General features: G+C 70.7%; 15 protein-coding genes. 9 read left to right on the top strand and 6 right to left on the bottom strand.

Features of this window, described 5'->3' with window-relative positions:
* Positions 1-58 precede the first annotated feature (58 nt).
* Positions 59-3,388 carry an SdrD B-like domain-containing protein gene (locus AC1MBW_RS10795; protein WP_480024470.1) on the top strand — a complete coding sequence of 1,110 codons (3,330 nt, stop codon included), beginning with the start codon at positions 59-61 and terminating at the stop codon, positions 3,386-3,388.
* Between the two features lie 171 nt (positions 3,389-3,559).
* Positions 3,560-4,588: a class II fructose-bisphosphate aldolase gene (gene fbaA, locus AC1MBW_RS10790; protein WP_480024469.1), complete on the top strand. Its 1,029-nt coding sequence runs from the start codon at positions 3,560-3,562 to the stop codon at positions 4,586-4,588.
* Positions 4,589-4,664: 76 nt separating this feature from the next.
* On the opposite strand, the gene AC1MBW_RS10785 is transcribed toward fbaA, so the two are convergent.
* Together AC1MBW_RS10785 and AC1MBW_RS10780 are read right to left on the bottom strand one after the other, a co-directional pair.
* Positions 4,665-5,246: a DUF6264 family protein gene (locus tag AC1MBW_RS10785; RefSeq protein WP_480024468.1), complete on the bottom strand. Its 582-nt coding sequence runs from the start codon at positions 5,244-5,246 to the stop codon at positions 4,665-4,667.
* Entirely contained in the window at positions 5,243-6,316 is a 1,074-nt protein-coding gene (locus tag AC1MBW_RS10780) for a 4-hydroxy-3-methylbut-2-enyl diphosphate reductase (protein ID WP_082383244.1), read from the bottom strand. Before AC1MBW_RS10780 ends, AC1MBW_RS10785 begins: the two co-directional genes overlap by 4 nt.
* 116 nt (positions 6,317-6,432) lie before the next feature.
* Between AC1MBW_RS10780 and xseA the strand changes: the two genes are divergently transcribed.
* From xseA to AC1MBW_RS10755, 5 genes are all read left to right on the top strand, one after another.
* On the top strand, positions 6,433-7,722 hold the full coding sequence (gene xseA / locus AC1MBW_RS10775; RefSeq protein ID WP_480024467.1) for an exodeoxyribonuclease VII large subunit: 1,290 nt from the start codon (positions 6,433-6,435) through the stop codon (positions 7,720-7,722).
* A 9-nt stretch (positions 7,723-7,731) separates the two neighbouring features.
* Positions 7,732-7,962 (top strand): exodeoxyribonuclease VII small subunit, encoded by a 231-nt coding sequence (locus tag AC1MBW_RS10770; protein ID WP_480024466.1) that lies wholly within the window; start codon positions 7,732-7,734, stop codon positions 7,960-7,962.
* Positions 7,959-8,642 (top strand): DUF4245 domain-containing protein, encoded by a 684-nt coding sequence (locus AC1MBW_RS10765; protein WP_480024465.1) that lies wholly within the window; start codon positions 7,959-7,961, stop codon positions 8,640-8,642. Before AC1MBW_RS10770 ends, AC1MBW_RS10765 begins: the two co-directional genes overlap by 4 nt.
* Positions 8,643-8,790: 148 nt before the next feature.
* Positions 8,791-9,381, top strand: coding sequence for a carbonic anhydrase (locus AC1MBW_RS10760; RefSeq protein WP_480026101.1), 591 nt, complete (start codon positions 8,791-8,793; stop codon positions 9,379-9,381).
* Between the two features lie 85 nt (positions 9,382-9,466).
* Positions 9,467-10,867, top strand: a complete 1,401-nt coding sequence (locus AC1MBW_RS10755; RefSeq protein ID WP_255349751.1) for a class II fumarate hydratase — start codon at positions 9,467-9,469, stop codon at positions 10,865-10,867.
* Positions 10,868-11,177: 310 nt separating this feature from the next.
* Here the strand turns inward: AC1MBW_RS10755 and AC1MBW_RS10750 are convergent, their stop codons facing one another.
* Positions 11,178-11,774, bottom strand: coding sequence for a prepilin peptidase (locus AC1MBW_RS10750; RefSeq protein WP_480024464.1), 597 nt, complete (start codon positions 11,772-11,774; stop codon positions 11,178-11,180).
* Between the two features lie 311 nt (positions 11,775-12,085).
* Between AC1MBW_RS10750 and AC1MBW_RS10745 the strand changes: the two genes are divergently transcribed.
* The gene (locus AC1MBW_RS10745) at positions 12,086-12,613 is read left to right on the top strand and encodes a hypothetical protein (protein ID WP_480024463.1); all 528 of its coding nucleotides are present in this window, start codon (positions 12,086-12,088) and stop codon (positions 12,611-12,613) included.
* A gap of 1,050 nt (positions 12,614-13,663) precedes the next feature.
* Here AC1MBW_RS10745 and AC1MBW_RS10740 read toward each other — a convergent pair.
* From AC1MBW_RS10740 to AC1MBW_RS10730, 3 genes are all read right to left on the bottom strand, one after another.
* The gene (locus tag AC1MBW_RS10740) at positions 13,664-15,007 is read right to left on the bottom strand and encodes a PhoH family protein (protein WP_480026100.1); all 1,344 of its coding nucleotides are present in this window, start codon (positions 15,005-15,007) and stop codon (positions 13,664-13,666) included.
* Between the two features lie 272 nt (positions 15,008-15,279).
* On the bottom strand, positions 15,280-16,407 hold the full coding sequence (locus AC1MBW_RS10735; RefSeq protein ID WP_480024462.1) for an aminotransferase class V-fold PLP-dependent enzyme: 1,128 nt from the start codon (positions 16,405-16,407) through the stop codon (positions 15,280-15,282).
* Between the two features lie 225 nt (positions 16,408-16,632).
* Positions 16,633-17,421, bottom strand: coding sequence for an isoprenyl transferase (locus AC1MBW_RS10730; RefSeq protein WP_480024461.1), 789 nt, complete (start codon positions 17,419-17,421; stop codon positions 16,633-16,635).
* Positions 17,422-17,506: 85 nt separating this feature from the next.
* Here AC1MBW_RS10730 and trhA point away from each other — a divergent pair, with 85 nt between their 5' ends.
* Entirely contained in the window at positions 17,507-18,247 is a 741-nt protein-coding gene (gene trhA, locus AC1MBW_RS10725; protein ID WP_480024460.1) for a PAQR family membrane homeostasis protein TrhA, read from the top strand.
* The last annotated feature ends 48 nt before the right edge of the window (positions 18,248-18,295 follow it).

The raw sequence follows: 18,295 nt of genomic DNA, 5'->3' as shown, positions 1-18,295 counted from the left end.
ACCTCCACTGCGACATTCCGCGTACCTCATTCCATCGACTCTCGTCGAAAGGCTGTCCATGCCCCCCTCCTTCCCGTGGCGACGCCGCGCCACGGCCCTCGCCGTGATGACGACGGTGCTCGCCTCCGGCGCCGTCTCCGCGTCGGCCGACCCGACGCTCTCCGACGCCGACCTCACCCTCTCGATCGAGTCCTCCGAGGACGGCCACGGTCCGTTCACCCCGGGCGCCGACACCCCGGGGGCGGACTCCTCCGCGAACAACGGGCGCGTCCGGACGGCCGACGCCGTCACGTGGTCGGTCCAGCTCGGGGCACGTTCCGGCCGAGCCGACGACGTCGTGCTCGAGCTCGACTCCGTCTCGGGTTCCGTCTTCTCCGAGCGGCCCGACCAATGCGGCGCAGGTTCCCGGGTCACCCCCGAGCACCTCACCTGTCGCATCGGGTCCCTCGAGCGCGGCATCCTCGCCATCCCCGTCGTGACCCGGGTGCCCCAGACCGCTCCGGCGAATTCGATCGCAGCCATCGCCGGGCAGCTGGTCGCGGCGGGTTCCGCCCCCGTCCCCGCGACCTCCGACGACATCGTCGTCAGTGCCGCCCCCCGATGGGACCTCTCGGCGTCGACGGTCGTGCCCGTCTTCTCCGAGACGGTCGGGCCCGACGGCCTCACGCCGGGGTTCCGCATCGTCTATCCGGTGCTCCTCCACGGCGATGGGCTGCAGCCCGAACAGGGCCCCCTCGGGCTCGAGTCCCTCGGCGGCAGCATCTCGTTCGTCGACGACGTCTCGAGGATGTACGGCTCGAACCGCAGTCCGGCGGTCCTGTCACCCCTCGACGACGCCCCCGCCTGCGGGATCAACACCGGGCAGATAACCGGGGCACCGGGCGGTCGAGGCGGCGGGACCGACGCCGTGGTCGATTCCGGAGAATTCACGTGCACGCAATCCGGTCCGGGCGAACCCGTCACGGTGAGCATCGCCGGCATCGACTCGTCACTGACATCCGTCCCGACCCGGTCCGTCTCGGGTACGCCGATCACGGGCGGCGTCAAGCCGTACGTCGTCTCCGGCTACATGAGCCTGTGGGTGCCTCGACCGGCGACGGGCGATTCCTTCACGGCCCGCAACGTCTACCGGGATCTCGCGGCACCCTCCGTCTCGGGGCAGACCAACTACCTCGACGGCGCGGAACCCGCGAGCAACAACGTGGTCGACCGGAACGTCGGTGAGTTCGCGGGTGTGCAGGGCTCACAGCGCTACTTCGGAGCCGAGCAGGGCACGGCCACGACGTGGAACGCCTCCGGCAAGTACGACCAGCCCTACGTCACCCCTGGCCAGGACCTCGTCATCCGGGGCACCCTGCGCAACGCCGGGACGACGACCTGGTCGGGGACGAAGCTCTGCACCGTGTTCGACCGGGACGTCCAGTCCCTCCGGCAGGTCGGTGCGAACTGGGCCGTCTCCTCGGACCGTGCCGCGACCGGACGCCCCGCATTCGCCGCGTTCGGCGCCGACGACCCCTCGGCTCTCCGGGATGCCGAGTGCGGCCCCGGTGACGACTGGTACGACGACCCGACCGACGTCCCTGGTGGCCCGGAGGCCGTCGGCAAGGTGGTCTGGTCGTTCGACCACCCCGGTGACGCGACCATCGGGTTCAACGTCTTCGTCTCCCTCCACGACGATCTCCCCGATCTGCAGCGCGTCCGATCCTTCACGAGCGTGCAGCGGGTGACCGGCGCAGCGTGGGTGCACGACCGTAACCCGGCAGACGAGGCCAACGGCGGCTGGGCGGACTTCCTCACGATGACCTCCGACCTGGCCCGGGTCACCACGAAGGTCGTCGACCCGGGGCACGATGCGGAAGACACCCCCGATGCGACCCGTTTCGCGCGAGCAGGCGAGACCGTGACGCTCGCCGTCTACCCGACGGTCACGAACGCCACCGGCAACGGCCTGCCGGGCGACCTCCTGGTCACCGACCTGCTGCCACCGGGTGCGTCCTACGTCGAGGGCAGCTCGTCCCATCGGCCTGAGACCATCGTCGACGAGTCGGGGGCCGACGGTGTCGTCCAGCAGCGCATCACCTGGCGGTTCCCGGCCGTCCACCCCAACGACGCCCTGCCGGCCGTGACCTTCGACATCGTCCTCGGGGCCGCCGTCGGCCCCGTCGTCTCGACCGCCTCCGTGGTGTGGGACCGTGACGTGTCCGACGACCCCCGCAAACAGGCGACCCGGGGGCTCCATGTCCTGGCCGGAGCGGGCTTCAGCGTCGGCGAGACCGTCGACGGGGAACGACACGTCCTCGGAGACGAGGTGACGTTCACCCTGCGATACCAGAACCTGGCGCCGACCGACATGAGCTCGTCCGCCCTGGTGACCGTCCTGCCCCACGATGATGACGGTCGGGGAACCGTCGTCGGAACCCGCGTCGAACTGGTCGGGCCCGTCGCCGCGGTGTCGAGCGGCGAAGAGGTGCGATACACGACGGCCGCCGCGTCGAGCGTGCCGAGCGATCCCGACGACGACGGAACGACCTGGTGCGTCGCCGACCTGTTCGGGTCGGTCGGCTGCCCGTCGTCGTGGGCCGAGGTGACGGCTGTCCGGATCGACACCGACGACGCCGTGGCGCCCTCACAGATCGTCCGACACGACCTGGTGGTCCGGGTCGCCGAAGGTGGTGCGCGAGATGCCGTCCTGGCCTCCGACTTCACCCTCCGAACTCCCAGCATCTCGACGGCGTTGTCGTCCCAGGTGGTCTCGACGACGTTCGTCTCGGGTTCGATCGGCGACCGGGTGTGGGCCGACGTCGATGGCGACGGATTGCAGGGCGACGAGCCGGGAGTGGCCGATCTGCGCCTCGTTCTGACCGGAGTGGACGATCGAGGCGACGACGTCGACCGCGAGACGACGACGGACGCCGAGGGTCGGTACACGTTCGACGCGCTCCGGCCCGGCACGTATCTCCTCGACGCCGGTGCCGCGGGCCGCGTCTGGACCGCAGCACATCAGGGCGACGACTCCCGGCGAGACTCCGACGTCGACGAAGAGGGCCGGGCGACGATCAGCATCGACCGGGTCGACGACGACACCGGCACCCTGGTCGGCGTCACGTCGACGTCGGACGTCGACGCCGGCCTGATCCCCGATCCGCCCGTGATCGACCCCCCGGTCACCGAGCCTCCTGCCGACGGAGACCAGGGCGATTCCGGCGACACCGAGACGCCCGGAGACACTGGGCCGGTGGACACCTCTGACACGGGCTCGGGTTCGACCCCGGCTCGGCTCGCCTTCACCGGCACGTCGGCAGCTCTCCTCGCAGGCGGTCTCGCCCTGGGCCTCGCCCTGCTCACCCTCGGGGTCCTGACGATCCGCCGACGCCGACTCGAGAAGTGAGGCGACGCGGGGCCGGGTGCCGCACGGAGGGCACCCGGTCCCGCGGAGGTCCGAGCAGGCGCCCGCCCGTCGTCCCGGGGCTCCGCAGCACAGGGCACGGGGCACCGCACCCGTCGGTAGGCTGGTGACGCAGCCCGAACAAGACCAGGGTCACCGATCGAAGGAGATTCCATGCCCGTCGCAACCCCCGAGCAGTACGCCGAGATGCTCGACAAGGCGAAGAACAAGGGCTTCGCCTACCCCGCCGTCAACGTCTCGTCGTCGCAGACGATCAACTCGGTCCTGCAGGGCCTCACCGAGGCGGGCAGCGACGGCATCATCCAGGTCACCACCGGCGGCGCAGACTACTTCGCCGGCCACACCGTCAAGAACCGTGCCGCGGGGGCCATCGCGTTCGCGAAGTTCGCGACCGAGGTCGCGAAGAACTACCCCGTGACCGTGGCGCTGCACACCGACCACTGCCCGAAGGACGCCCTCGACGGCTTCGTGCTGCCCTTGATCGCCGCCTCCGAAGAAGAGGTCCGTGCCGGTCGCAACCCGCTGTTCCAGTCGCACATGTGGGACGGCTCGGCCGTCCCCCTCGACGAGAACATCTCGATTGCGCAGGACATGCTGAAGCGCACCAAGGCGATCAACGCCATCCTCGAGGTCGAGATCGGCGTCGTCGGTGGCGAAGAAGACGGAGTCCAGCACGAGGGCACCAACGACGCGCTCTACACCACGGTGGGCGACGTCACCCGCGTGGTCGAGGCGCTCGGCCTCGGCGAGCACGGCCGCTACATCGCCGCACTCACGTTCGGCAACGTGCACGGCGTCTACAAGCCGGGCAACGTCAAACTGCGTCCCGAACTGCTCGGCGAGATCCAGCAGGGCATCCAAGAGAGGTTCGGCACGGCGGCCAAGCCCCTCGAACTCGTCTTCCACGGCGGCTCGGGGTCGTCCGACGCCGAGATCGCCGAGGCGGTCTCGAACGGCGTCGTCAAGATGAACCTCGACACCGACACGCAGTACGCCTTCAGCCGTTCCATCGCCGACACCGTGCTGAAGAACTACGACGGCTTCCTCAAGGTCGACGGCGAGGTCGGCAACAAGAAGCAGTACGACCCCCGTGCCTGGGGCAAGGTGGCCGAGACGGCCATGGCCGCCCGCGTCGTCGAGGCGACGAAGCAGCTCGGGTCGTACGGTCAGTCGGCGAGCTGACCCGCGCCTCCTGGTCGCACGACGAAGCCCCCGAGCGAGTGCTCGGGGGCTTCGTCGTCAGGGCGTGGGACGAGAGTCAGTTCGACCCCGAGAAGTAGCCGTTCGTGAAGCTCTGCATGGCCTCGGCGAAGGCCGGGTCACCCATCAGGATGGCCGCCGCTCCGAAACCCTGCACGAGACCGAAGACGACACCGGCGAGGAGGGGCACGACGAATCCGAGACGCCCGGCGCGCAGTCGCCTGAGGGTCCACCAGGTCGAGACGGCGAAGAGCGCCACGGCCAGCACGGCCATGACGACACCGAAGGTCTGCAGCGCGGCCGACGAGCCGAACCCCGAGAGGTCGAGCCCGAACGTCTCGAACTGGGCGAGTTGCGTCGTCGCGTAACCGGGCACGCGGGCGATCGCCTGGATCGCGCCGAAGGCACCCAGGCCGATCAGGGCGAACGTCGCCACCCGGTCGACGCGACGCCCGGTCGTGAGCGCAGGAGGTGCGGTGCGGGCCTCGTCACCGGGGCGGACGTCGGTCGAGGCCGTGGGCCGCGCGTCCTGCTCGGCGACCCGCGCCTCCTCGGCACTGTCGGCCTCGGCCGTGACGGGATTGACCCACCCCTCGGGCGCGTACTCGCCGTAGCGCGGTTTCGGGCGGTCGTCGGTCATCGGGTGCGGCCGCCCAGACCGCGCGCGTCGACCTGGCCCGTCGCGTCCTTGCGCAGTTCTTTCGGCAGCGAGAACATCAGGTCTTCCTCGGCGGTGACGACCTCTTCGACGTCGACGTAACCGGCGTCGGACAGGTCGGCCAGCACCTCGTCGACGAGGACCTCGGGCACCGACGCGCCGGAGGTGACCCCGACCGTCTCGACGCCGTCGAGCCACTCCTGCTTGATCTCGTTCGTGTAGTCGACGCGGTAGGCGGCCTTGGCCCCGTGCTCGAGGGCGACCTCGACGAGACGGACACTGTTCGAGCTGTTCGCCGAACCGACGACGATGACGAGATCGGCGCCCTGGGCGACCTTCTTGATCGCGACCTGGCGGTTCTGCGTGGCGTAGCAGATGTCGTCGCTCGGGGGGTTCTGGATGCTCGGGAAGCGCTCGCGCAGACGGCGGACGGTCTCCATCGTCTCGTCGACGCTGAGGGTCGTCTGCGACAGCCAGACGAGGTTCTCGGGGTCGGCGACGACGAGGTCGTCGACCTCGCCGGGGTTCTGGACGAGCGTGGTGCGGTCGGGCGCGTGCCCCATCGTGCCCTCGACCTCCTCGTGCCCGGCGTGGCCGATCAGGATGATGTGACGGCCCTGGCTCCCGAAGCGCACGGCCTCGCGATGCACCTTCGTGACCAAGGGGCAGGTCGCGTCGATGGCCTGCAGCTCGCGGTCGGCCGCACCCTTCACGACGGCCGGCGAGACGCCGTGCGCGCTGAAGACGATGTGCGACCCCTGGGGGACCTCGTCGACCTCGTCGACGAAAATCGCTCCCTGGCTCTCGAGGGTCGCGACCACGTGCACGTTGTGGACGATCTGCTTGCGGACGTAGACGGGCGCCCCGTAGTGCTCGAGCGCCTTCTCGACGGCGATCACCGCGCGGTCGACGCCGGCGCAGTACCCGCGGGGCGCTGCGAGCAGCACCCGCTTGCGTCCGTTGACAGGGGTATCCTTTAGCCTGTTCCGCACCGCAGGAACACGCGGTGTCGGCAGGTCGATGGCGAGGGCGCCGTTGGAGATGTGGCTCACCCGACGAGTCTAGGTGTGCCGGACTGGTCGCGTACTGGGAGCGGCCGCGCGAACCGTCGACGGCCCCGGGCCGTCGCTCGTCCTGCCGGTGTCGACCACCCCTCGAACGGAGCTCCATGACGATCGTTCCCCCTCCCCCCACCGCCGAGTCCCCGTGGCCCGTCGGGCTCCTCGCGAGCAAGGTGCGCGACTGGATCGATCGCCTCGGTACGGCCTGGGTCGAGGGCGAGATCACCCAGTGGAACGTCTCGGGGGGCAACGTCTACGGCAAGCTCCGCGACCTCGAACAGGACGCCACCGTCTCGTTCTCCATCTGGTCCAGCGTGAAGTCGCGTGTCCCCGCCGACCTCAAGCAGGGCGACCGCGTCATCGCCGCCGTCAAGCCGAACTACTGGGTCAAGGGCGGCAGCCTCACGATGCAGGTGTTCGACATGCGCCACGTCGGGCTCGGCGACCTCCTCGAGCGACTCGAACGCCTCCGCCGCCAACTCACGGCCGAGGGGCTCTTCTCCCCCGAGCGCAAGCGGGCCCTGCCGTTCCTGCCCGGGTGCATCGGCCTCGTCACCGGCAAGGACAGCGACGCCGAGAAAGACGTCCTGCGCAACGCCCAGCTGCGATGGCCCTCGGTCTCGTTCCGCGTGGTGCACGCGGCGGTGCAGGGCGACCGCATGGTCGGCGAGGTCACGGCCGCGATCCGACGTCTCGACGCCGACGACGAGGTCGACGTCATCATCGTCGCCCGAGGCGGAGGCGACTTCCAGAACCTCCTCGGATTCAGCGACGAGGGTCTCGTCCGCGCCGTCTCGGCCTGCACGACGCCGGTCGTCAGTGCGATCGGGCACGAGGCCGACCGGCCACTGCTCGACGACATCGCCGACCTGCGTGCGTCCACCCCGACCGACGCCGCCAAACGGGTCGTTCCCGACGTCACCGAAGAGCTGTCGCGCGTGCAACAGGCGCGCACCCGCATCGGCGTCCGCCTGACCTCCCTGGTCGCGACCGAGATCGATCGGCTCGAGCAGATCCGCAGCCGGCCGGTGCTCGCATCACCCCAGACCCTGGTCGACGTCCGGGCCGACGAGGTCGTCCGGGCGGTGGCCCGGGGTGAAGAACTCGTCGGGCGGGCCGTCGAGAGGGCGCACACCCGGGTCTCCGAGCTCACGGCGCAGCTGCGCGCCCTGTCGCCACAGGGCACGCTGCGCCGCGGTTACGCCATCGTGCAGCTGCCGTCGGGCAGCGTGCTGCGGTCTCCCGACGAGGCCCCCGCCGAGACGCGCCTCCTCGTGACCACCGGTGGAGGCGCGGTGGGCGCCGTCAGCACCGGCGCCTCCTCCCCAGGCTCCACCGCGACCGACGACTCCTCGCCCGAGGCGTCCGCCGCGTCCTCCGTCACCACCCCTCGTTAGGATCGTCACGTGGACACCACCCCGACCAGCACCCCTCCCGACGTCTCCTCGCTCAGCTACGAGCAGGCCCGCGACGAGCTCGTGTCGGTCGTGAACGAACTCGAGCAGGGCGCCTCGACCCTCGAACGCTCGTTGGCGCTCTGGGAACGCGGCGAGGCACTCGCCCGGCGCTGCGAAGAGTGGTTGATGGGGGCGCGTGAGCGCCTCGAGGCGGCCCGACGCCAGGTGCCCGCCGAATGACCTCCCCCTCCGACGGCGGCCGCCGGGGCCCGCGACGTCCTCGCGAGCCCCGCGTCGTCGCCGAGCTCGGCCGACCCGAGACCCCTGACGAGACCGCGGCGCGCAAGGCCGAGAACACGCGCAAGCACTACGCGAACCAGACGGCGATCAACCTCACCCTGTCGATCGTCGCCTCGCTCGGCATCGTGCTCTTCCTCGTGCTCGTCGTGGTCCGCCCGAGCGGCACGGTGAACCGTCAGGCCATCGACTACGTCCAGGTCGCCGCGCAGGCGCAAGCGAGCGTCGACGCTCCCCTCGCCGCGCCTCCGCTGCCCGACGGGTGGTCCTCGAACGCGGCCGAGGTCCGGTCGTCCACCCGAGACGACGTGCCGACCTGGTACGTCGGGCTCATCACCCCCGAGCAGCAGTTCATCGGCCTCGAACAGGGCATCGACGCCAACCCGACCTGGGTCAGCCTGCAGGTGCAGAACGCCGCGGCGACGTCGACCCGGTCGATCGGCGGTCTCACCTGGGACGTCTACGACCGGCGCGACGCCGACGACCCGGGCAATTACGCCTACGCCCTGACCACCACGGTCGACCGCAGCTCGTACGTCTTGTACGGCACGGCCGACGACTCCGAGTTCGACGTCCTGGCCACCTCCCTGGCCGAACAGATCTCCAGCCAAGAAAGCGAATGACGTGACCCGACACGACCCCGCCGCCGACGCCCCTGCCGCGGCAGCCACGATCCCTTCCGCCTCCGGCTCCCTCTCCGGTTCCGCCTCGACGTACGAGCCGACGACCGGCCCCGCCGAGGATTCGGCCCCCGGTACCGCGTGGAGCCGCATGGTCGAGGGCAACCACCGCTTCGTCGACGGGGCGCCGCACCACCCTCACCAGGACAGCGACCGCCGATCGTCCCTCGCCGCCGGACAAGAACCGGTGGCCGCCCTCTTCGGCTGTGCCGACTCGCGACTCGCTGCCGAGATCATCTTCGACGTCGGTCTCGGTGACCTCTTCGTCGTGCGCAACGCCGGCCAGGTGGTCGGCGACACCGTCATCGCCTCGCTCGAATTCGCCGTCTCGGTGCTCCACGTCCCCCTCATCGTGGTCCTCGGCCACGACAGCTGCGGCGCCGTCGCCTCGGCCATCGACTCCATCGGTTCCGACGCCGCCCCCGGGTCGGAGTTCCTGGGCGGGCTGATCGACATGATCATGCCGTCGGTCGAGCGTGCCCAGCTCGACCTCGAGAACGGTGCCGACCTCGACCCCCGCACGGTCGGCCAGTTGCACATCGAGGCGTCCGTCCGCACGCTCGTCGACCGGTCCGCCCTCATCGCGTCCGCCGTCGCGGACGGTAGGTTGGCCGTGGTCGGCGCGAACTACGACCTCGCCAACGGGCGGGTCGACCCTTCGGTCGTCGTCGGCCGACTCTGAACCGAGTCGGGGCGAACGCTCCGACGCCCCGCGCCCTCGACGGGCGCAGCAGCCCGGCAGGGCCCGAGGAAAGGACCACGACGTCGTGACCACATCCGAGACCGAGTACCGCATCGAGCACGACACGATGGGCGAGGTGCGCGTTCCTGCATCGGCGCTCTACCGCGCCCAGACGCAGCGTGCCGTCGAGAACTTCCCCATCAGCGGGGCCGGTCTCGAGCCCGCGCAGATCGTGGCGCTGGCACGCATCAAGCGGGCGGCCGCCCTGGTGAACGGCGAGATGGGCATCATCGACCGGCCCGTCGCCGACGCGATCGTCTCGGCCGCCGACCAGATCATCGGCGGCAGCCACCACGACCAGTTCCCGGTCGACGTCTACCAGACGGGCAGCGGCACCTCGTCGAACATGAACATGAACGAGGTGCTCGCCACCCTCGCCGGAACGGTCGACGGTGTCGCCGTCCACCCCAACGACCACGTCAACGCGTCGCAGTCGTCGAACGACGTCTTCCCCACCTCCGTCCACGTCGCCGTCACGGGTGCGCTGCTGCACGACCTGGTCCCCGCCCTCGACCACCTGGCGATCGCCCTCGAGACGAAGGCCTCGGCCTGGTCCGACGTGGTGAAGGCAGGCCGCACCCACCTCATGGACGCCACGCCGGTCACGCTCGGTCAAGAGTTCGGCGGCTACGCACGGCAGATCCGTCTCGCGATCGAGAGGGTGCAGAGCGCTCTTCCCCGCGTGGCCGAGGTCCCCCTGGGCGGAACGGCCACGGGGACCGGCATCAACACGCCCCAGGGCTTCCCGCAACGCGTCATCGCCGCCCTCGCGGACGACAGCGGACTGCCCGTCACCGAAGCGCTCGACCACTTCGAGGCGCAGGGCGCGCGCGACGCGCTCGTCGAGGCCTCCGGAGCCTTGCGTGTGCTGGCCGTGAGCCTCACGAAGATCAACAACGACATCCGGTGGATGGGCTCGGGGCCCAACGCAGGCCTCGGCGAGCTGCACATCCCCGATCTGCAGCCCGGCTCGTCCATCATGCCCGGCAAGGTCAACCCGGTCATCCCCGAGGCCGTGCTCATGGTCTCGGCACGCGTGATCGGCAACGACGCGACGATCGCCTGGGCCGGTGCGTCCGGAGCATTCGAACTCAACGTGGCGATCCCCGTGATGGGCACGGCGCTGCTCGAGTCGATCCGCCTGCTCTCGAACGCCACCCGCGCCCTGGCCGACAAGACCGTCGACGGACTCGAGGCCAACGTCGAGCACGCCCGCGCCCTCGCCGAGTCGTCTCCCTCGATCGTGACCCCGCTCAACCGGGTCATCGGCTACGAGGCGGCGGCGAAGGTGGCCAAGCACGCGGTCGCCCAGAAGCTCACCGTCCGCGAGGCCGTCGTCGACCTCGGCTTCGTCGAGCGGGGCGAGGTCACCGAGCAGCAGCTCGACACCGCCCTCGACGTGCTCAGCATGACCCACCCGGGCTGAGCCCCGCCCGGCGCCGAGTCTTGCCGGGCCCCGCCGGTGCTGAGCCCGACCCGTGCAGAGCCCTGCCGGGCTGAGGCCGGCCCCGCGCCGAGTCCCGACCGCGCGGTGCGATGTGCGCGTGCCGCGTCGCTCTAGCCACGGTCGCGGCCGTGGCAGCAGACCGTCGAGCGCCCTCGGCCGGGGCGTCGTGCCCTCAAGCACGTCGAGGAGGCGCGCGTCCGTCAGCGACGGACACGCGCCTCCTCGGCGTCGCGGCCTCGCCTCCAGCTCTTCCTCGTCCTGAGGCCGCAGTCGACCCGCAGCCGGGACGTCACAGCATCGTCACGACGGCCTCGATGCCGACGCCGGCCGAACGCCCGACCACGACACACCAGAACGCCGCGAGAAGACACGGCCCGAAAGGGATGCCCCGACCTGGCCGTACCGCGTCTGCCACCGGATGCGACCGTGACCGGCGCGACCTCGTGCCGAACGCCCGAAGCCCGGCTACCCCGATCGCCAGCGTTCCGGCGAGACCCCAGAAATCCATCAGAGCCGTCAGGTCACCCGTCGACAGGAGACCGGTCAGGACGGCCCCGAGCTTGACGTCGCCCATGCCCAGGCCGCCGGCGACGGCAGCCAGCAGACCGAGCACAGCGGCGGCCAGGGCGAGGGCCAGGCTCGTCACCGCCTGGGCGGGGTCACCCCCGGCGACGCGCAGAGCTGTCGACACACCCCACGCACCCGCGGCCACTCCGACGAGGACGTTCGGCAGTCGACGTTCGGCCAGGTCGATCCGGACGAGGGCCGGTGTCACGGCCGCGACTCCGAGGAACCCGACGAGCGTCACCGCACCCGCGTTCGCGCCCGCCAGCGGATCGCCGTGAGGCGTGGCGACCGCGACCGCGATCGCAGACAGTGCGGCCACGGCAACTGCGTCGCGGGCCTGTGTGCGCTCGGGCAGCGGCCCGCCACCGCGTCGAGCTGCTCCCCCGCCCGACGAGCGCGTCTCGTCCGCCGGCATCGTCCCGTTCTCGAGACCGTCCGACGAGATCACGGCGCTTCCGATGTCGAAGCCGTCACCGGTCCGGGCGGACCCGGGGGCGACGCGCGCCCTCGTGCCAGCCGAACCAGATGCCACGGGCGTCGCCCCCGTGTGCGCCGGACACCAGGACGGCGGGCACGACCGCGGGGCACGACGAGACGGCGTCGAGGTCGTCGGGCCTCCCCGAGCACCGTGTGGACGGCCTCGATGACGAGCGGTCGATGGTCGCGCACCATCTCGTAACTGGCTCGAAGGGCGGTCCGACCCTGGATCGTGATGGCCAGGTCCTTCAGCCGATCTGCATCGAACATGTCGCCGTGCCAGCTCCGGCCGTCGAGTTCGAGGGCGACGACACCGTCGACGACGACGTCGATGCGACGACGATCCCCCGGGCCGACCCGGGTCTGCGACTCGACCCGGTGTCCCAGACAGACGAAGGTCACCCGCATGACGCTCTCGAGGAAGCTCTCGCTCCGGGCGTCGGCCCAGTCGACGATGCCCCTCACGTCGGCCGGTGCCCCTGCGAAGGCCTCGTGCAGTCCGACGACCGAGAAATGACTGATGGACAGCGCCCAGTCCAGCAGGGCGACAGCCTCGTCGAGAGGTGCGGCCACGACGGCGTCCACCAGAGCGGTTCGAAGGGGTACGGCCCAGGCCGCCCGGTGTGCGTCGTCCACCGCGTGTTCGTCCTCGTCCGGGTGACGGGACGCCGTTCCGGCTGACGGTCGAGGGGGCACCCGCCCGTCGGCACGCCACCGGACCGCCGCGCCACGCCGTGGCCGGAGTCGTGACGCCCCAGGGGGCACCACGACGCTGAGGGTGGGAGCGGCCGTCCACATCCACGCTCCGAGCAGGGCCGAGAGCGACGCCCCGGTCAACCTGCCCCCGATGCGCACGGCCTCGTACCTCGCGTCACCCGGCGGGAAGGTCGTGTACCAGCCTCGACGGGCCCGATGCACGTGCCCGAAGCGCACGGCTGCGGTGAGCATCCGGTCGGTGGCTCCTAGAACGACGAGATCCCGCTTGTGGAGGACGCCGCCGGCATTCCTGACGTGGTTCGCGGTCTGCTGCATGCCGACAGGGTGACGCGACCAGCGCCTCCTCAGCGGTGCGTGAGAGCTCGCCGGTGGAAAAGGACGGCTTCGAGCGAGCTGGGGCCGGCGCGTTCCGCACTCCGGCTCGACGGCTCACCGGCACCCACCAAGCGGGAGTGCCCGTGCCTGTGCCCGCGCCGCGCCCGCACACCCTCGCCGCGTCCGCGTCCGCGTCGCGACCGAGGCCCTGCGCACGTCGGCAGCCCGGCCCGCACGGCTCCGCCCTGCCCGGCCCCGCCCTGCCCGGCCCCGCCCTGCTCGGCCCGCCCCGCCCTGCTCGGCCACGCCCCACGTCCCACGTCCCACGCCGTCAACGGCCCCACCCCCACACGCACTGGCAAGTCAGGAGAATGACACGCGCGGACGGTCATCCGCACTCGAACCTCGTCGACATGCTGAGTTGCCGACCCGGTAGGCGGTGGCCGGGCGACGCGCGGATCGCACCGCGCCGGGTGCCCGTCGCGGACGGCAGAGCACGACGCGACGCCGAGCACCGCGGGCAACTCAGGAGAACGACGACCAGGTGCGGCACCGGTCGCCGTCAGCGCGCCGATCTCCTGAGTTGCCGAGGCCGCGCGCGGCTCGACACCGCTCGGCCCGCTCACGCCGAGCGCACCCGGCACCGTCCGAGCGGGCAGGAGGCGCGGGTCGGGTGACCAGCGCCTCCTGCCACCCCTGTCACATCAGGTCGTTCGACTCGAGCATCTCGGTGACGAGGGCGGCGATCGCGGACCGCTCGGAGCGGGTCAGCGTCACGTGACCGAACAGCGGGTGGCCCTTGAGCGTCTCGATGACCGAGGAGACCCCGTCGTGCCGGCCGACGCGCAGGTTGTCGCGCTGCGCCACGTCGTGGGTCAGCACCACCCGCGAGTTCTGGCCGATGCGACTGAGCACGGTCAAGAGCACGTTGCGCTCGAGGGACTGGGCCTCGTCGACGATCACGAACGCGTCGTGCAGCGATCGTCCCCGGATGTGCGTCAGGGGCAGCACCTCGAGGATGCCCCGCTCGACCACCTCGTCGAGGACGTTCTGGGACACGATCGCGCCGAGCGTGTCGAAGACGGCCTGCGCCCAGGGGTTCATCTTCTCGCCGGCATCGCCCGGGAGGAACCCCAGGTCTTGGCCGCCCACCGCGTAGAGCGGGCGGAAGACCATGATCTTCTTGTGCTGTTGCTTCTCGAGCACGGCCTCGAGGCCGGCGCAGAGCGCGAGGGCCGACTTGCCCGTGCCGGCGCTGCCGCCCAGCGACACGATGCCCACCTCGGGGTCGAGCAGCAGGTCGATCGCCAGGCGCTGCTCGGCCGAGCGACCGTGCAGCCCGAAGACGTCGCGATCACCCCGGACGAGACGTGCCTCGCCGCGGGCGAACACCCGCCCCAGTGCCGAGCCACGATCCGAGTGCACGACCACCCCGGTGTTCACGGGGACGTCCGCGAGCGAACGAGCGGAGATCTTCTCGGACTCGTAGAACGATGCCATCTGCTCGCTCGAGACGTCGATCGAGGCCTGCCCGGTGTACCCGCTGTCGACGACCTGCTCGGCCCGGTACTCTTCGGCGGCCAGTCCGATGGAAGCGGCCTTCACCCGCAGGGGCAGGTCTTTCGACACCACCGTGACGGCCAGCCCATCGGCGGCGAGGTTCGACGCGACGGCGAGGATGCGCGAATCGGCGTCGTTCAGTTGCAGGCCCGACGGCAGGACCGACATGTTCGAGTGGTTCAGCTCGACTCGCAGCGAACCCCCGTCGCCCACGGCCACCGGGAAGTCGAGACGGTCGTGCTTCAGGCGGAGATCGTCGAGCAGACGCAGGGCCTGACGGGCGAAGTAGCCCAACTCGGGGTCGTGACGTTTGCCCTCGAGTTCGCTGACGACGACGACGGGCAGCACCACGTCGTGTTCGGCGAAGCGGAAGAGCGCCTGCGGATCGGACAGCAGCACCGAGGTGTCGAGCACGTAGGTGCGCTGGGCGACCGCCTGGTCACCCCCCGTGGCTGATGCGGTGTTGCGTTCGGTTGAGGTGATGTTCGACGCGGTCACGACCACTCCGTCCTCGGGCGGCTGGGCACCCGGGTACCTTCGGCAGAGACGGCCGCGGAGCAGTTGCGAGGCGAACTTTCGTGGCCGTCTCGATCGGGCTCCTTGCCCGATGTGACGAACCTACGACGCGCCTCCGACATCCGCATCACCGACGCGGCCGTGTCGTGTGACGATCAGGTGAACGACCCTCATGGGCTGGTCGAGGGTCTGGGGTCGAAGGTCGAGGGCGCGGGTCGCCCCCGCCCACCGGATCCGCCCTAGTAGAAGACGCTCGTGCCGAACGAGGTGAACGCGCCCCGCAGCATCTCGAACGAGTCGTCGCCCGTGGACACGTGCACGCTCAACCGCACGGTCGTGTCGCGGACGGTCGCCGTGACCCCGTGGTTGATCAGTGCGGCCGTCAGCGTCGTCATCTGGTCGAGGGCGGGCTCGAGCACGACGATGCCGGCGCGTTCCGCCTCGTCGCGGGGTGAGACCACCGGCACGGCGAACTCGTCGGCGAGGTCGATCACCCGGGTGGCCCGCTCGGCCACGGCTCGCGAGACGGCGGCTACGCCCACGTCGGCGAGGTCCTCGAGGGCCGTGGCGAACCGCGCCTGGGCGATGGGGTCGGGATGCGTCAGCTGGAACGCTGCGGCCCCCGGCCGGGTCGGCTGCCGCTCGTGGTACGAGCCGCCGAGGGTCAGGTCGCTGCCGGCGACACCGCTGAACACCGGGGTCAGAGCCGACAGAGCCCGATCGCTCAAGGCCAGGAAGCCCGTCCCCCACCCGGCCCGGACCCACTTCTGGCCGCCCGACGCGACGACGTCGGCCACGGCGTAGGGCGCGTCGACCACGCCGAATCCCTGGATCGCGTCGACGATCAGCAACCGGTCGCCGATCACCTGGCGGATGCCCTCGAGATCCACCAGATACCCCGTGCGGTAGTCCACCAGGCTGACGGCGACGGCGGTGACCGAGTCGGTCAGGTGGCGCTGCACCACGGCCGGCGTCACGACGTCGTGGTCGAGGTCCATCCAGACCGGCTCGAGCACGCGCAGCGCCTCCGCCGAACGGGTCGCCGCGACGGGCATGCTCGGGTAGTCCCGGGGCGACATCAGGACCTGCCCGGTCAGACCGAACAGGGTGTGCGTGAGTCCCGCGCTCGTGTTCGGCTGGAAGACGACGTGGTCGGGGGCGAAGCCGACGAGTGACGAGATCGCCCGCCCGACGCGCCCCGCCTGCTCGGTCAGGGCGATCTCGGACCCGAAGCGGGCCCGGGCCTGCACCTCGACGAGCGAGCGCTGCTCCTCGGCGACGGAGGTCGAGATGGGCCCCCACTTCGCGAAGTCGAAGTATCCGGGTTCGTCGGTGAACCCCGAGGCAAGGTCGTCGATGGTCTTCACGGTGTTCTCCTAGGCGGCGGTGACTGGTCCACCGTAGTGCCGTCCGTGATCCGCCGACCCGCGCCTCCTCGTCCCGTCGTCGGCGCGAGTGCGTGCGCGGCCGTCGCGCTGGCCGTCGGCAACTCAGGAGAACGGCACACCCACGCCCCGTCAGGAGGCGCGGCGCAGCCGAACTCCGGAGTTGCCGACACCAGCGCCGTCACCGATGCAGCAGGCGCGCCTGTGTCAGCTGCCGTAGCGGCGGTGCCGGAGGGCGAAGTCGCGCACGGCCCGCAGGAAGTCGACCTCGCGCAGGTCGGGGTAGAAGGCCTCGACGAAGTAGAACTCGCTGTGGGCGCTCTGCCAGAGCATGAAGTCGCTCAACCGTTGCTCGCCCGACGTGCGGATCACCAGGTCGGGGTCGGGTTGGCCGCCGGTGTAGAGGTGGTCGGCGATGAGCTCGGGGGTGAGCACCGCGGCCAGGGCGTCGAGCGTGCCCCCCGCGGCGTCGTGCGCCCGCACGATGCTGCGCATGGCGTCGGCGATCTCACGCCGCCCGCCGTAGCCGACGGCCAGGTTCACGTGGAGACCCGTCTTGTCGGCGGTTCGGGCCTGGGCCTCGCGGAGGGCCGAGCAGAGCGAAGGAGGCAGGTCGTCGGTCGCGCCGACGTGTTGCACGCGCCAGTCCCGCTGGCGCGAGAGCTCGTCGGCGACGTCGCCGATGATGCCGAAGAGCTCGGTCAACTCGTCGGACTGGCGGTTGCCGAGGTTGTCGGCCGACAGGAGGTAGAGCGTGACCACCTTGATGCCGAGGTCGTCGCACCAGGTGAGGAACTCGCTGATCTTCGCCGCACCTGCGCGGTGTCCGTGGGCGGCCGTCTCGAGCATGCGTTGCTTGGCCCATCGCCGGTTGCCGTCGACGATCATCGCGACGTGGTGCGGCAGCTCTTGACCGTCGAGGCTGCGGCGGATGCGGTTCTGGTAGAGGCCGTACAGGACTCCCCTGGCGAGGGGAGAAGGACGGCGCTTTTTCACAGGGCTACGGTAGCCCACGGCGGGCCCTCCACAGAGCCGACGATTCTCAGCCCGCCGCCTCGGACGCTCCCCTAGGCTCGGCCCCATGAGCAGCCACACCGACGGAGATCGCGCGGGTCTCCAGGCCGACGAGGCCGACATCCCCAACCTGCCGTTGCTCGACGACGCCCTCGCCTACCCCTCGATCGAGCGCAAGCCGAGCTGGCGTGGCTGGATCCACGCGGCCACGTTCCCGGTCGCGATCGCGACGGGCATCGTCCTCGTCGTCCTCGCGCAGGGTGTGGCGGCGACCTGGGCCTGCGCCGTCTTCATGACGACGTCGCTCCTGCTCTTCGGGATCTCGGCGACCTACCACCGCTTCCCGTGGAGCCCGAACGCCAAACGCTTCCTCAAGCGCCTCGACCACGCCAACATCTTCCTGTTGATCGCCGGCACCTACACGCCCATCGCCGTCATCGCCCTGCCACCGTCGAAGGGCGTCACCCTGCTCGTGCTCGTCTGGACGGGCGCCGTGCTCGGCATTCTCTTCCGGGTGTTCTTCTTGAACGCGCCGCGGTGGTTGTACGTGCCGCTCTACGTCCTTCTGGGCGTCGGCGCGTTGGGCTTCATCGTCGACCTGCTCGACGCCAACGTCGCGATGATGGTGCTCGTGCTGGTCGGCGGTGCCCTCTACATCGCGGGCGCCGTGTTCTACGGCATCAAGAAGCCGAACCCCGTACCGGGGCACTTCGGATTCCACGAGCTCTTCCACACCATGACGGTGCTGGCGTACCTCTGCCACTGGACGGGCATCCTGCTGGTCGCCCTGGACCCGCCGACCTTCTAGGGCGAGGTCACCGAGCCGAGGAGGCGCGGGTCGCCGCCCCGGCACCGG

This window comes from Frigoribacterium sp. AP1 (assembly GCF_056680555.1).
The sequence above is the reverse complement of the archived record's forward strand: the minus strand, read 5'-3'. Positions and strand labels throughout refer to the sequence as shown.